The organism is Mesorhizobium sp. B2-3-10, from assembly GCF_006442275.1.
GTDB lineage: Bacteria > Pseudomonadota > Alphaproteobacteria > Rhizobiales > Rhizobiaceae > Mesorhizobium > Mesorhizobium australicum.
Window position 1 is genome coordinate 455,129 of the sequence record NZ_VFVT01000005.1, and the last position, 13,439, is coordinate 468,567.

A 13,439-nucleotide genomic window follows, 5' to 3' on the forward strand; every position below is an offset into this window, starting at 1 on the left:
GGCTCAGACCCTTTCGACGAGCTTCTGGCCGAACAGGCCGGAAGGACGGATCAGGAGGAAGACAAGCGCGACGACATAGGCGAACCAGCTCTCGATGCCGCCGCCGAAATAATCGCCGATATAGACCTCGGCGAGCTTCTCGCTGGCGCCGATCAGGAGCCCGCCGACAATGGCGCCAAGAATGGAATCGAAGCCGCCAAGCACCAGCACCGGCAGCGCCTTGAGCACCACCAGCGACAGCGAGAACTGCACCCCTAGGCGGGCGCCCCAGAGCAGCCCGGCGACCAGCGCGACCAGGCCGGCCGCCGCCCAGACGGTGGCCCAGATCAGTGGCAGACGCAGGCCAACCGCGAGTGCGGCGAACTGGTCGTCCGCGACGGCGCGGAAGGCGAGGCCGATGCGGGTGTAGCGGAAGAACAGCGACAGCAGGAGAACCATGCCGGCCGCGACCACCGCCGCAAAAATATCGAACTGACTGATCAGCACGCCGCCGACTTCCAGCGGCACATCCTCGATGCCGAGGTCAAGACCATGGACCTGCGTGCCCCAGATCAGTTGGGCGGCGCCCTCGATGATGTAGGACAGGCCAAGCGTCGCCATGAACAGGGTGATCGGTGGCTTGTTGGTTAGCGGCCTCAGCACCGTGCGCTCGATGGCGATGCCGATCGCCACCATGATGGCGAACGTTGCCACCAACGCCAGTGCAAACGGAACACCGCGTTCGACAAGGCTGACGAAGGTAAGGGCGGCGAACAGCAGCATCGCGCCTTGGGCGAAGTTGAGCACGCCCGAGGTCTTGTAGATCAGCACGAAGCCGATCGCGACCAGCGAATACATGACGCCGGAGAGCAGCCCGCCGACGAGCACCTCGATGAAGAACTGATAGTCGAAGTCGGCGATCATATGCCCGCCCCGTCCTCATTGTCTGAGGCGACGCCCAGATAGGCATCGATGACGCGCTGGTCGTTGCGGACCTCGTCGGGTGTGCCGTCGGCGATCTTGCGGCCATGGTCGAGAACGGCGACCCGGTCGGACAGGCCCATGACGACGCCGACATCGTGTTCGATCAGGACGACGGTGGTGGCAAAGCGGTCACGCGCTGCGCGCACGAAAGCAGCCATTTCGCTTTTCTCACCTGATGTCATGCCGGCCATCGGTTCGTCGAGCAGCAGCAGGCGCGGCTCCGCGACCAGCGCCCGGGCGAGTTCGACCCGCTTCCGCAGCCCGTAGGGCAGCGTGCCGGCAAGACGATCGCGCACGGCGGTGAGGTCGAGAAATTCGAGAATCTGATCGGCGCGGCTGCGTGTCTCACGTCGCTCGCCGCGCGATCGTCCGATGCCGAGCACCTGGCCGGCGAAGTTGGAACGGACCTTGTAGGCAAGGCCGGTGGCGACATTGTCGAGGACGCTCAGTCCCTTGAACAAAGCAAGGTTCTGGAAAGTCCGGGCGACGCCGAGATGCGCCAGCCGCTGCGTCGGCACCTGCGCATAGTCGATTCCGGCAAGCTGGACCTGGCCGCGATCCGGCCGGTAGACACCGCTGATGACATTGATCAGCGAGCTCTTGCCGGCGCCGTTCGGGCCGATAATGGCGCGGATTTCACCTGATCGAACAGACAGATCGATGTCGGCCAGCGCGACGACGCCGCCGAACGACAGGCCGATGGCCTGGAGTGAAAGCATCGGAGATGTGGCCACCGCAGTGCCTGTTACCGGTGCGGTATGACCTTCGGACGGCTGCAGCGCCGAGGGCAGGCCGCGCGCGAAAACTTCCGGCGCATAGACCGAGGCTTCCATCACGCCTATGGCATAGCTGGGCAACGGCATTCCAATCGTCCTCGATTTCGCCCGCAGGCGCACGAATTCTCGATGCCGCCCGAAAAGATCGAGCGCGCTTGAAAACCTTCATTCGGGTGCTGGCCGGATTACCCGGCCAGCCTTGGAGAGATGACTATTCCGCTGCCAGCGAAGCCGCCTGCCCGGCATCCTCCAGCTCGCGAACGAGCGGGATGACATGCTTGCCGAAATACTCGACCTCTTCCTGGAAATGCAGGAAGCCGAGCAGGATGAGATCGGCGCCGGCGCTCTTCAAACCGACGATGCGCTCGGCAACCTGTCTCGGTGTGCCGATCAGGTTGGAGCGAAAACCGTCATTGTACTGGACGAGGTCGTCGAAGGAGGACTTCGCCCAATTGCCCTCGCCTTCCGGCGAGGCCTTGCCGGCGTTCTTGACCTCGTGGCCGAAGGCGTTGACGGCTTCCGGATTGGCCTTGGCGGTGATCTCGGCAAGCACCGCCTTGGCCTCGTGCTCGGTCTCGCGCACAATGGCGAAGGCGTTGACGCCGACCTTGACGGAATGATTGCTGGCCTTTGCCTTGGTCTTGAGATCATCGACCTGTTTGGCGATTTCGGCCGGCGTGTTGCCGTTGGTGAAATACCAGTCGGAGACGCGTGATGCCATGTCGCGTGCCGCGCGCGACGAGCCGCCCTGGAAGATCTCGGGCAGCGGCCGCGGCGGCTTCGGTTTCAGCGAGTATTCGTTGAAGCGGTAGAAGTCGCCTCGGAAGGTGAAGCTGTCTTCAGTCCATATGCCGCGCAGCGCACGGATGAATTCCTCGGAGCGACGGTAGCGCTCATCATGGTCAAGCCAATGCTCACCGATGGCGTGGAACTCGCCACGGAACCAGCCGGAGACGAGATTGATGGCGACACGGCCGTTGGTCAGGTAGCTGATGGTGGCAATCTGCTTGGCCGCCAGCGCGGGATTCCAAGGGCCGGGCAGGATCGCGGCGATCACCTTCAGCGTCGTGGTGGCGGCCAGCAGGTCATGGCTGAATGCCACCGATTCATGCTGCTCGTCGGCGCCGTAGCCGGCGGTGAAACGGATCTGGCTCAGCGCGTAGTCGAAACCGGCCTTTTCGGCAATCTGTGCCAGCTTGCGGTTGTACTCGGCTGAATGGCTGGTGCGCTGCTCGATGTCGGAGATCACCAGGCCGCCCGAAACATTGGGCACCCAGTAGGCGAATTTGACCGCTTCGGTTCCTGCATGTGCCATGAATTGTCTCCCAGTCAGGCTGTTGATCGGTCCAGCCGCAGCCGGATGTCGCTATATTTATTATGTTTATGGGATTTATATACAAAGGAGGATTTTCCGTTTTTGGCGCACTTGCAGGACGGAAATACCAATTTTGCCCAGCCATGCCGGCTTGCGGTTGTCAGCCCGCGACCGCAACGCCCCCGGCATTGGGGCCAACCGCTCCGCCTGAAGAAGATGTGTCGAGCAGCCCCGCGATCTCGGCCGAGACCCTTTGGGCATGCCGAGCGACCTCCGGCAGGCCCATGAGTTCGCCAAAGGTGCCTCGCGCCAGCGGACCGGCGACGAAAAGCCCGGCAACCGCCTTGTCATCGCCACCGACGGCGCGACTATCGAGGCCGGTCTCGATACCGAGCCCGTATGCGTCCGCCCTGATCAGACTGGCCTCAGTCAGGGAACGCAGCGCCGGATTTGACTGGAGCGCCTGCCCATGGGCCGGCCCTGTCGTGTTGATGACGGCATCGAAGCTTGCCGTCTCGATTCGCGTCTGTCCGCGCCGTTGGAAGCTGACCGCGAGGCTGTCGCCCTCGTCGTTCGACGCGACAAGCCGGGCGGCAATGGTGTCGAATGTGCCGGCGGTCTGGCGGCGGTCGAGGACGGAAGCCACCTGCGGTGCGATCCTGAAGCGATGCACGTCCCAGAACACGCGCAGCTGGCGGACCAGCCTTGCCCGCTCTTGCGGAGCGAGGGCGGACCACAGCACCGGCCCTTGCATGCGCAATTGGTCAAAAACCGACTGCCAGTTGAGGTTGGCGGCTCGCGCCGCGGCCAGCGTGGCGCGAATGTTCTTCAGCAGGCCAAGTGCGGATGTGGCCGGCACCGACGCAAAGTCGCCGAAGGGCTCATGTCTGATATCCGGGTGGCCGCGCGAACGCAGTCCGCGGCGCGACAGCGCCAGGATGCGGCCGCGATGACCCCGGCGGTCAAGCTCGGCCACCATGTCGGCCGAGGTCAGTCCGGAGCCGACGATCAGGACCGACGCCTCCGGCCCGATCCCGGCGAGTGCCGACGGCGCGTAGGGATCGGCGATGAAGCCAGGTGCTTCAGCCAACAGGGCAAGTGCTGCCGGGATGGCCGGCAGAGGATGAGTCGCGGCGAGCACGACAATGTCGGCCGCGACAGGTCCGGCTAAGGTCTGTACGGTCCAGCCCGCGCCGTTGGCTCGAATTACCCGGGTGGCCTGAGCTTCGACATGACGGATAGCGCCCGAGTCGAGCCAAGGTGCGAGCTGCTCGGCGACATAGCGACCGAACACCCGCCGGCGCGGAAATACGTCGCCGTTCTTCCACAGCGCATCCGGGTCCCGCTCGATTTCGCCACTGCCCTCCAGCCAGCGCGCAAAATGCTGCTGGTCTTCGGGAACCATGCTCATCCGGACGGCCGGGACGTTGACGCGGTGCGACGGCTCTTCGCTGGAATAGGCAAGACCGCCGCCGAGCGCGGAACGCGGTTCGATCACCGAGATCGACAGGCGCTCCGGCCCATGCGCCCGCGCAAGATGCCAAGCGACCGCCGCGCCGGAAAAACCACCGCCGATTATGGCGACGCGCGATCGGCGGACCGGAGGCAGCGCGTTCACGAGGCGCTGGCGAGCGACTTCGGCCGATGGTCACCGGCAATGGTCTCGCCGAACGGCCCGGTATTGACCGACGACCCGGCCGACTTGACCGGATGATCGGTCGGCAGTTTCGGCAGTACCAGTTCGCCGAAGCGATAGGCTTCCTCCAGATGCGGGTAGCCGGACAGAATGAAGGTGTCGATGCCGAGGCGACGGTATTCGTCGATGCGCTCGGCGATCGTATCCGGGTCGCCGACCAGTGCCGTTCCCGCACCGCCGCGCACCAGGCCGACGCCGGCCCATAGATTGGGCGCGATCTCGAGCTTGTCACGGTTGCCGCCATGCAGCGCGCTCATGCGCGCTTGGCCGACCGAATCCATGCGGCCGAACACTTTCTGCGCCGAAGCGATCGTCGCGTCGTCGAGCCGACTGATCAGGCTGTCGGCGGCGGCCCAGGCCCGTTCAGTGGTTTCACGGGCGATGACATGCAGACGAATGCCGAAGGAGAGTTTGCGGCCGGCCTTGTCGGCCAGTCCGCGCACGGCATCGAGCTTGCGTCCGACGTCGGCCGGGGGTTCGCCCCAGGTCAGATATTTGTCGATTTCCTGCGCCGCGACTGCCGATCCGGCATCCGATGAGCCACCGAAATAGAGCGGCGGATAGGGCGCCTGCACCGGCGGGAACAGCAACCTTCCGTCCTCGATGCGGAAATGCTTGCCCTGGTGCTCGACCGTCTCGCCGCTCAGCACCCGCTTGTATATCTGGAGGAATTCCTGCGTCACCTCATAGCGCTCGGCATGCGAGAGAAAGATCCCATCGCCCTTGTTTTCCAGCGGATCGCCGCCGGTGACGACATTGATCAACAGGCGGCCGTTGGAGATGCGGTCGAGCGTGGCTGTCATGCGCGCGGCAAGCGTCGGCGACTGCAAGCCGGGCCGTACGGCGACGAGGAAACGCAGCCGCTCTGTCAGTGGCGCCAGCGCCGAGGCAATCACCCAGGAATCCTCGCAGGCCCGGCCGGTCGGCAACAGCACGCCGTAATAGCCAAGCGTGTCGGCCGCTTTCGCCACTTGCGACAGATAGGGCAGATCGACGGCCCTGCCGCCCTCGGTCGTGCCGAGATAACGGCTGTCGCCATGCGTCGGCAGGAACCAGAGAACCTTGATGCGGTCGGGGACATCTTGGGTCATGCCTTGCCTCCTGTGGTTCGGCGGTAGCGGCCCGGCTCCGGCACGGTTGAGAGTAGACGCAAAAATGCTGGCATGGCGTGGTCCTGTGCAGGAAACAGATCGCTCATGCAGATTGCTTATTCTACAAATTCTGTAGAGTTAGCTTATTCTAAATCCGTGCACGCAATTGGAAATTCTTCCTCATGCCCGCCGCCTGCGAGCGGAGAGGGCCGGCTCGACCGCGTTGACGTTGTCCTTGCGCCGCCTTGGAAGGGTTGGCGGCCTCCTTCCAGGCGTCGAGTGACTTGGCCACCCCCTCCATTGTCGACAGGGACGCCTCCGCATTGGTGCATTCCAATTTACGTTCCAATATACTCCGATCATTTCTGGTGAACGAACGCTACGGATTTGCCATGGACCTTGACCCTTCCACCCTCAATCGGGCTTTGCCGTTGCGCGATCAGATCTATCAGAAGATCCGCAACCTGATCGTCGTCGGACAGATGAAGCCAGGGGAAGTGATCAACGAGGTGGCCATCGCCGAAGCGCTCGGCGTTTCGCGCACTCCGGTGCGGGAAGCGGTAAAGCGCATCAGCGACGAAGGCCTGGTCCATATCCTGGCGCAGACCGGCACCTATGTCGCGCCGATCAGCCGCGCCGACCTCGAGGAGGCCTACGTCATCCGACGGGCGCTGGAGATGGAGAGCGCCAGGCGCGCGGCCGTCAAGCTCACGCCGGCATCCGCCGAATTGCTGGAGGACAATATGGCGGCGCACAAGCTCGCCATCGCGCGCGGCCGATATGCCACCGCGATCCAACTCGACGATGTCTTTCATCGCACCGTCGCCGAAATCTGCGGCCTGCCGATGATCTGGCGAGCGGTCGACATCTCCAAGGCGCAGATGGACCGCGGCCGCTATCTCGCCATTCCAAAGCCCGGCTATGGCGAACAGACGATCGAGCAGCACGAGGCCATTCTCAAGGCCCTGAGGCGGCACGATGCCGAGGGCGCCGCACAAGCGATGGAACACCACCTCGAGACGTCGTTCCGCAACACGCTCGAAGTCGCCGCGGACCTTCTCGGCTGAAGCCTTCTCGGCGTCTGGCAGCGCTGCTGCTCCCGGGGACGCCTGACGGTCGATGCTCTTGGCCTTCCACGCAGGCGCAGTCGTTTGCCAAGCCCGCGCATGAAGCGTAAGATCAGCCATCGGCCGCCGTTTGTCCGGATGCAGCCGACAGTAAGAGGGTACATGCTCTTGCCCGATAGGGAGAAGAGCCATGCCTCAATCCACCTTTCGCAACCATGTTCTGAAAACCCTCACGCCTGAGGATTTCGGGCTTTTACGGCCGTCGATGCATCACGTCGAACTGGCCATCAAAGCCCGGCTGGAGATCGCGCATCAGCCGATCGAGCATGTCTATTTTCCCGAAACCGGTATCGCGTCGGTGGTCGCCGCCATGACCGGAGGGCGGCAAAGCGAAGTCGGCATCATCGGCCGCGACGGCATGACCGGGGTAGCGGTCGTTCTCGGCCAGGACCGATCTCCCAATGAAACCTATATTCAAGTCGCCAGCAACGGCTGGTGTCTGCCGGTTGAACGTCTGCGCATTGCGATTGCCGAGAGCCAGACCCTTCGCCCGTCGCTGCTTCGCTACGCCCACGCATTCCTGGTCCAGTCGTCGCGAACGGCGCTGGTCAATGGCCATTCGAAAATCGAGGAACGGCTCGCCCGCTGGTTGCTGATGGTCAACGATCGCGCTGAAGGAGATATCATCTACCTGACGCATGAATTTCTGGCGACCATGCTTGGCTCCAGGCGCCCGGGCGTTACCACCGCCCTCCAAATGCTCGAATATCGGGGGCTGGTTCATGCCAAGCGCGGCGAGATCACGATCGTCGACCGTACCGGAATGATAAAACTCACGGATGGTGCCTATGGCGAGGAGGAGCAACAGCACTTCAGCGCAGGGGCTGGCTGATTGTCTGGAACCGGACATAGGCTTGAAGACCACCGAAGTCCTGCCGTAAACCATGTTGGTCAGGGTTCAGGGAGGAATTCTCGATGACCAACTCTTTTCACTCCATCACGGTTGAAAGAGCCGCCGAAGCCTATGTTCTTTCCAGGGGCAAGGCACGCTTTCTCTCCGTTGCGCAGGCAATACGCGCCATCCGAACACTCATGCCCGCATGCAGGGCTACCGACCGCGAGTTGGAGGAGTTGCTGGCGACCGCATCCCTCGTTCACGGCGTACCCGTGGCCTTCGACACAAACCTAGCCGATGGCGTAGCGCCGCAGCTCCATTCGTAGGGGCGGAGATGCCTGCGCTCGCGCAGACACCTACCCTGTCGGACGTTCGCCAAGCGATTGTCCGCTGCCTGATCGACACCGTCGACAGGCCGTGCATTTCGATATCCGAGGTGAGCCACGAGGTGAGGAGAATGTTCCCGCTTTGCGAACTCACGGATTGGGAACTTGGCGATCTCATTGCGCGAAGCGCGATCGACGCGGGATTTGCCGTCGAGTTCGGCGCTGACGCTCCGTGATCGCGCAAATCAGGCGTCGCAACGGTTGAACAGGTCGGAGATGTCCCGCGAAACGAAGCGTTTCCTTGAAAGCCCTGGAAGGCGACTGGTGGAGCCAATCGGGATCGAACCGACGACCTCTTGAATGCCATTCAAGCGCTCTCCCAACTGAGCTATGGCCCCACTCCCGGCAGTCAGCCGGCGCCGTTTCCGGCGAGAGATCGGCGCGGGTTGGAAGACCGCGCCGTTAGTGCAGGCGGCTTCTAACCCCGCCATTCCCAGATATCAAGCCTTCATCGGCGGCTTTTTCTTCACAGGGCGTGAAAGCCGGCAAACGCTTACGTTCGAAGCCTTTGTCAGACTTCGTCGTCGTCGTCGCCGACGCCGATCATGTCGGAAACGTCGTCGTCTTCTTCCTCTTCGTCGGCAAGGAAGGTGTCATCCTCGTCGTCGCCGAGGTCGACGTCATCCTCGTCGTCACCGAGATCGGGAAGATCGTCGCTCTTGGCGTCGTCTTCCGCCTCTTCGAGCGAGACGACCTCGACGCCCTCTTCCTCCTCGGCGTCCACTTCCTTCTCGGCCACTTCCTCTTCCTCCTCGACGGCGGCGATCTTGCCTTCCTCGAAATAGGAGCGCGGATAGGTCTTGCCCGTATAGGGCGAGACGATCGGGTCCTTGTTCAGGTCGTAGAATTTCCGGCCCGTTTCCGGGTCGATGCGTTTTGTGCCAAGTTCGGTTTTTGCCACGGCAAGCCTCGTCGATAAAAGAGTGGTCCCCTTAACCACAGTTTGCAGCGCTGTCAAAGCGAAAAGCCGGCGTCACAAAACCAAGCACTGAAAGGCCTCGCGCCAAGTGACGAGCATGGGGATGACCATTTCGTCCCGCCGTGATACGAGACCGCCGCAACAAATGAAAAGCGTCGGCACGCCGGCAATCCGTCCAGGGAAATTCCATGTCTCACGCCGCCGCTGCCAAGCCGGCCACTGCCCGCAAGTCACCAGCCCTTTCCGGCACGGCCCGCGTGCCGGGCGACAAGTCGATCTCGCACCGCTCGTTCATGTTCGGCGGGCTCGCCTCCGGCGAAACCCGCATCACCGGCCTGCTCGAGGGCGAGGATGTGATGCGCACGGGCGCGGCCATGAAGGCGATGGGCGCCAATATCGAGAAACGCGGCGCCGAGTGGGTGATCCGCGGCACCGGCAACGGCGCGCTGCTGCAGCCGGAAGGTCCGCTCGATTTCGGCAATGCCGGCACCGGCTCGCGGCTGACCATGGGCCTTGTCGGCACCTACGACATGGAGACGACTTTTATCGGCGATGCTTCGCTGTCGGGCCGGCCGATGGGTCGCGTGCTCGAACCGCTGCGCCAGATGGGCGTGCAGGTGCTCAAAGCCACGCCCGGCGACCGCATGCCGATCACGTTGCATGGGCCGAAGCACGCGGCCCCGATCACCTACCGCGTGCCGATGGCCTCGGCGCAGGTGAAGTCGGCGGTGCTGCTGGCCGGGTTGAACACGCCCGGCATCACCACCGTCATCGAACCTGTCATGACGCGCGACCACACGGAAAAGATGCTCAAGGGCTTTGGCGCCAACCTGTCGGTCGAGACCGACGAACGCGGCGTGCGCCACATCTTCATCGAAGGCCAGGGCAAGCTGACCGGCCAGACCATCGCCGTGCCGGGTGACCCGTCCTCGGCCGGCTTCCCGCTGGTGGCGGCGCTGATCGTGCCGGGTTCCGACATTGTCATCGAAAACGTGCTGATGAACCCGACCCGCACCGGGTTGCTTCTCACGCTGCAGGAAATGGGCGGCCAGATCGACATCTTGAACCCGCGCAATGCCGGCGGCGAGGATGTCGCGGACCTGCGCGTTCGTTACTCCGAGCTGAAAGGCGTCGCCGTGCCGCCCGAGCGGGCGCCGTCGATGATCGACGAATACCCGGTGCTGGCCGTTGCCGCCAGCTTCGCCGAGGGCGAGACGCTGATGCAGGGGCTGGAGGAACTTCGGGTGAAGGAATCCGACCGGCTGTCGGCGGTCGCCAACGGGCTGAAGCTCAACGGCGTCGACTGCACCGAGGGCGAAGCTTCGCTTGCCGTGCGCGGCAAACCAGGCGGCAGGGGATTGGGCGGCCACCCCAACGACCGGGATACGACGGTGCAGACCCATCTCGACCACCGCATCGCCATGAGCTTTCTGGTGATGGGCCTGGCGACTGAAAAGCCTGTAACCATTGACGACGCGGCCATGATCGCGACGAGCTTTCCGGAGTTCATGGACTTGATGAAGGGGCTGGGCGCGGAGATCGAGCGATAGTGGCAATCGCAAACCTTGGGGATTGGCTGGCGACATCCCGTGCTTCGTCATTCTGGGGCGAAGCAAGGAGCGCAGCGACGCGGCGCAGATCCCAGGATGACGAAGTCGCGGGGGCCTATTTCCATGCGTAAGGCGTCTGCCCGCCAATGACCCACCCCTTCACCATCGCCATCGACGGACCGGCCGGCGCGGGCAAAGGCACGCTCGCCCGCCGTCTCGCCGATCACTACCGCCTCAACCTGCTCGACACCGGCCTGACCTATCGCGCCGTCGCCCATGCGCTGCTGCGGCTGGGCCTACCGCTCGACAATGTCTCGGCGGCAGAAACCGCCGCCCGCCAGGTCGATCTGGCAAAGCTCGACCGCGCGGTGCTGTCGGCGCATGCGGTTGGCGAGGCCGCCTCGAAGGTCGCGGTTTTCCCTACGGTGCGGCGCATCCTGGTCGAAAAGCAGCGCGACTTCGCAAGGACGCCGCCGGGCGCGGTGCTGGACGGGCGCGACATCGGCACGGTCGTGTGCCCCGACGCCGACATAAAACTCTATGTGACGGCAAGTGCCGAGGTGCGCGCCAAGCGCCGGCTGGCTGAGATCGAAAGCATCGGCGGCACCGCCGATTTCGCCGAAATCCTTGCCGATATCCAGCGTCGCGACGAGCGCGACATGGGCCGGGCGGACTCGCCGCTGAAGCCGGCGGCCGACGCGCACTTGCTTGATACCAGCGAAATGGCTATAGAAGCCGCGTTTCTCGCGGCCATGTCCGTCATCGACGACGTGCTGGCCAAGAGAAACAAGGCCTGATCCGGGTTTCATGCTGCTTCCGGTTGCCGGAGGCGAAGAAAATACCCATATCGGGCACGAACCAGCCTGCCTGCATTCTTCATGCGCCGGAATTGCCGCTTGAAAAGCGGCCCAGGGCTTTTGCAGCCCGGAACGCCGGCAGGCCAACGCAACGCTAACCCACGGCGCCCGCCCCGCGAAAAATGCGGGGTACTCCAGGAGAAACAATGTCTGCTGCAAATCCCACTCGCGATGATTTCGCGAGCCTGCTCGAAGAATCATTTACCACCGGTCATTCCGGCGAAGGCCAAGTCGTCAAGGGCACGATTCTGGCGATCGAAAAAGACATGGCCATCATCGATGTCGGCCTCAAGGTCGAAGGCCGTGTGCCGCTGAAGGAATTCGGCGTAAAGGGCAAGGACTCGACGCTCAAGGTCGGCGACACCGTCGAAGTCATGGTCGAGCGCATCGAAAATGCGCTGGGCGAGGCCGTGCTATCGCGCGACAAGGCACGCCGCGAGGAGAGCTGGGTCAAGCTCGAAGAGAAGTTCACCAAGGGTGAGCGCGTCGAAGGCGTCATCTTCAACCAGGTCAAGGGCGGCTTCACCGTCGACCTCGACGGCGCCGTGGCCTTCCTGCCGCGCAGCCAGGTCGATATTCGCCCGATCCGCGACGTCTCCCCGCTGATGCACAACCCACAGCCCTTCGAGATCCTCAAGATGGATCGCCGCCGCGGCAACATCGTCGTGTCGCGCCGTACCGTGCTTGAGGAGAGCCGCGCCGAACAGCGTTCGGAAATCGTGCAGAACCTCGAGGAAGGCCAGGTTGTCGAAGGCGTCGTCAAGAACATCACCGATTACGGTGCGTTCGTCGACCTCGGCGGCATCGACGGCCTGCTGCATGTCACCGACATGGCATGGCGCCGCGTCAACCATCCGACCGAAATCCTCAACATCGGTCAGACGGTCAAGGTGCAGATCATCCGCATCAACCAGGAAACCCACCGCATCTCGCTCGGCATGAAGCAGCTCGAGAGCGATCCGTGGTCCGAGATCGGCACCAAGTTCCCGATCGGCAAGAAGATCAAGGGCACCGTCACCAACATCACCGACTACGGCGCGTTCGTCGAGCTGGAGCCGGGCATCGAGGGCCTTATCCACGTTTCGGAAATGTCGTGGACCAAGAAGAACGTGCATCCCGGCAAGATCCTGTCGACGACGCAGGAAGTCGACGTGGTGGTGCTCGAAGTCGATCCGGCCAAGCGCCGCATCTCGCTCGGCCTCAAGCAGACGCTCGAGAATCCGTGGCAGGCTTTCGCCTCGAGCCACCCGGTCGGCAGCCAGGTCGAGGGCGAGGTCAAGAACAAGACCGAGTTCGGCCTGTTCATCGGCCTCGAAGGCGACGTGGACGGCATGGTGCACCTGTCCGACCTCGACTGGACCCGTCCGGGCGAGCAGGTCATCGAAGAGTACAATCGCGGCGACATGGTCAAGGCGCAGGTGCTCGACGTCGACATCGACAAGGAGCGCATCTCACTCGGCATCAAGCAGCTGGCCAAGGACACGGTCGGCGAAGCCGCGACGTCAGGCGAACTGCGCAAGAACGCCGTCGTTACCTGCGAAGTCATCGGCGTCAAGGATGGCGGTCTGGAAGTGCGGCTGGTCGACAGCGGCATCGAGACCTTCATCAAGCGCTCCGACCTCAGCCGCGATCGCGACGAGCAGCGCCCCGAGCGCTTCACCGTCGGCCAGAAGGTCGACGCCCGCGTCATCGCCTTCGACAAGAAGACCCGCAAGCTGCAGGTCTCGATCAAGGCGCTGGAAATCGCCGAAGAGAAGGAAGCCGTCGCACAGTACGGCTCGACCGACTCCGGCGCTTCGCTGGGCGACATCCTGGGTGCCGCGCTGAAGAAGCAGGGCAACTAAGGATTCACCGCTTGCCGCACGATTTTCGTGCGGCTTGAACAAAGACCCCGCCGGAGCGATCCGGCGGGGTCTTTCTTTAC

Annotated in this window: 13 protein-coding genes and 1 tRNA gene; 7 read left to right on the forward strand and 7 right to left on the reverse strand. The window is 63.4% G+C overall.

The window, feature by feature from the left end:
• Positions 1-3: 3 nt before the first annotated feature.
• The 5 genes from FJ943_RS17610 to ssuD all read right to left on the reverse strand — a co-directional run bounded on the left by FJ943_RS17610 (position 4) and on the right by ssuD (position 5,841).
• The gene (locus FJ943_RS17610; protein WP_015314248.1) at positions 4-903 is read right to left on the reverse strand and encodes a branched-chain amino acid ABC transporter permease; all 900 of its coding nucleotides are present in this window, start codon (positions 901-903) and stop codon (positions 4-6) included.
• Positions 900-1,826: an ABC transporter ATP-binding protein gene (locus FJ943_RS17615; RefSeq protein ID WP_015314249.1), complete on the reverse strand. Its 927-nt coding sequence runs from the start codon at positions 1,824-1,826 to the stop codon at positions 900-902. Before FJ943_RS17615 ends, FJ943_RS17610 begins: the two co-directional genes overlap by 4 nt.
• A gap of 124 nt (positions 1,827-1,950) precedes the next feature.
• The gene (gene sfnG, locus FJ943_RS17620) at positions 1,951-3,054 is read right to left on the reverse strand and encodes a dimethylsulfone monooxygenase SfnG (protein ID WP_140723322.1); all 1,104 of its coding nucleotides are present in this window, start codon (positions 3,052-3,054) and stop codon (positions 1,951-1,953) included.
• Positions 3,055-3,214: 160 nt separating this feature from the next.
• Positions 3,215-4,672 (reverse strand): FAD/NAD(P)-binding protein, encoded by a 1,458-nt coding sequence (locus tag FJ943_RS17625; RefSeq protein ID WP_140723324.1) that lies wholly within the window; start codon positions 4,670-4,672, stop codon positions 3,215-3,217.
• Positions 4,669-5,841: an FMNH2-dependent alkanesulfonate monooxygenase gene (ssuD, locus tag FJ943_RS17630; protein ID WP_140723327.1), complete on the reverse strand. Its 1,173-nt coding sequence runs from the start codon at positions 5,839-5,841 to the stop codon at positions 4,669-4,671. The genes FJ943_RS17625 and ssuD overlap by 4 nt, the downstream gene beginning before the upstream one ends.
• Positions 5,842-6,233: 392 nt before the next feature.
• On the opposite strand from ssuD, the gene FJ943_RS17635 reads away from it, so the two are divergent.
• The 4 genes from FJ943_RS17635 (at position 6,234) to FJ943_RS17650 (ending at position 8,365) form a co-directional block, all read left to right on the forward strand.
• Positions 6,234-6,908 carry a GntR family transcriptional regulator gene (locus FJ943_RS17635; protein WP_140723330.1) on the forward strand — a complete coding sequence of 225 codons (675 nt, stop codon included), beginning with the start codon at positions 6,234-6,236 and terminating at the stop codon, positions 6,906-6,908.
• A gap of 190 nt (positions 6,909-7,098) precedes the next feature.
• Positions 7,099-7,800 (forward strand): Crp/Fnr family transcriptional regulator, encoded by a 702-nt coding sequence (locus tag FJ943_RS17640; protein ID WP_140723333.1) that lies wholly within the window; start codon positions 7,099-7,101, stop codon positions 7,798-7,800.
• 83 nt (positions 7,801-7,883) lie between these two features.
• Positions 7,884-8,129 (forward strand): hypothetical protein, encoded by a 246-nt coding sequence (locus FJ943_RS17645; protein ID WP_140723336.1) that lies wholly within the window; start codon positions 7,884-7,886, stop codon positions 8,127-8,129.
• Positions 8,130-8,137: 8 nt separating this feature from the next.
• The gene (locus FJ943_RS17650) at positions 8,138-8,365 is read left to right on the forward strand and encodes a hypothetical protein (protein WP_140723339.1); all 228 of its coding nucleotides are present in this window, start codon (positions 8,138-8,140) and stop codon (positions 8,363-8,365) included.
• An 86-nt stretch (positions 8,366-8,451) separates the two neighbouring features.
• On the opposite strand, the gene FJ943_RS17655 is transcribed toward FJ943_RS17650, so the two are convergent.
• Both FJ943_RS17655 and FJ943_RS17660 read right to left on the reverse strand, forming a co-directional pair.
• A tRNA-Ala gene (locus FJ943_RS17655) sits at positions 8,452-8,527 on the reverse strand.
• 173 nt (positions 8,528-8,700) lie between these two features.
• Positions 8,701-9,090, reverse strand: a complete 390-nt coding sequence (locus FJ943_RS17660; RefSeq protein ID WP_015314256.1) for a TIGR02300 family protein — start codon at positions 9,088-9,090, stop codon at positions 8,701-8,703.
• 206 nt (positions 9,091-9,296) lie between these two features.
• Here FJ943_RS17660 and aroA point away from each other — a divergent pair, with 206 nt between their 5' ends.
• The 3 genes from aroA to rpsA all read left to right on the forward strand — a co-directional run bounded on the left by aroA (position 9,297) and on the right by rpsA (position 13,359).
• Positions 9,297-10,658, forward strand: a complete 1,362-nt coding sequence (gene aroA / locus FJ943_RS17665; protein WP_140723342.1) for a 3-phosphoshikimate 1-carboxyvinyltransferase — start codon at positions 9,297-9,299, stop codon at positions 10,656-10,658.
• Between the two features lie 146 nt (positions 10,659-10,804).
• On the forward strand, positions 10,805-11,455 hold the full coding sequence (gene cmk / locus FJ943_RS17670; RefSeq protein WP_140614979.1) for a (d)CMP kinase: 651 nt from the start codon (positions 10,805-10,807) through the stop codon (positions 11,453-11,455).
• A gap of 206 nt (positions 11,456-11,661) precedes the next feature.
• Positions 11,662-13,359, forward strand: coding sequence for a 30S ribosomal protein S1 (gene rpsA / locus FJ943_RS17675; RefSeq protein WP_015314259.1), 1,698 nt, complete (start codon positions 11,662-11,664; stop codon positions 13,357-13,359).
• The last annotated feature ends 80 nt before the right edge of the window (positions 13,360-13,439 follow it).

Bases quoted from the DNA above. Each gene is read 5' to 3' on its own strand.
- ssuD (WP_140723327.1), bottom strand. From the start codon at position 5,841: ATGACCCAAGATGTCCCCGACCGCATCAAGGTTCTCTGGTTCCTGCCG.
- FJ943_RS17650 (WP_140723339.1), top strand. From the start codon at position 8,138: ATGCCTGCGCTCGCGCAGACACCTACCCTGTCGGACGTTCGCCAAGCG.
- FJ943_RS17640 (WP_140723333.1), top strand. From the start codon at position 7,099: ATGCCTCAATCCACCTTTCGCAACCATGTTCTGAAAACCCTCACGCCT.
- FJ943_RS17645 (WP_140723336.1), top strand. From the start codon at position 7,884: ATGACCAACTCTTTTCACTCCATCACGGTTGAAAGAGCCGCCGAAGCC.
- sfnG (WP_140723322.1), bottom strand. From the start codon at position 3,054: ATGGCACATGCAGGAACCGAAGCGGTCAAATTCGCCTACTGGGTGCCC.
- aroA (WP_140723342.1), top strand. From the start codon at position 9,297: ATGTCTCACGCCGCCGCTGCCAAGCCGGCCACTGCCCGCAAGTCACCA.
- cmk (WP_140614979.1), top strand. From the start codon at position 10,805: ATGACCCACCCCTTCACCATCGCCATCGACGGACCGGCCGGCGCGGGC.
- rpsA (WP_015314259.1), top strand. From the start codon at position 11,662: ATGTCTGCTGCAAATCCCACTCGCGATGATTTCGCGAGCCTGCTCGAA.
- FJ943_RS17610 (WP_015314248.1), bottom strand. From the start codon at position 903: ATGATCGCCGACTTCGACTATCAGTTCTTCATCGAGGTGCTCGTCGGC.
- FJ943_RS17615 (WP_015314249.1), bottom strand. From the start codon at position 1,826: ATGCCGTTGCCCAGCTATGCCATAGGCGTGATGGAAGCCTCGGTCTAT.
- FJ943_RS17635 (WP_140723330.1), top strand. From the start codon at position 6,234: ATGGACCTTGACCCTTCCACCCTCAATCGGGCTTTGCCGTTGCGCGAT.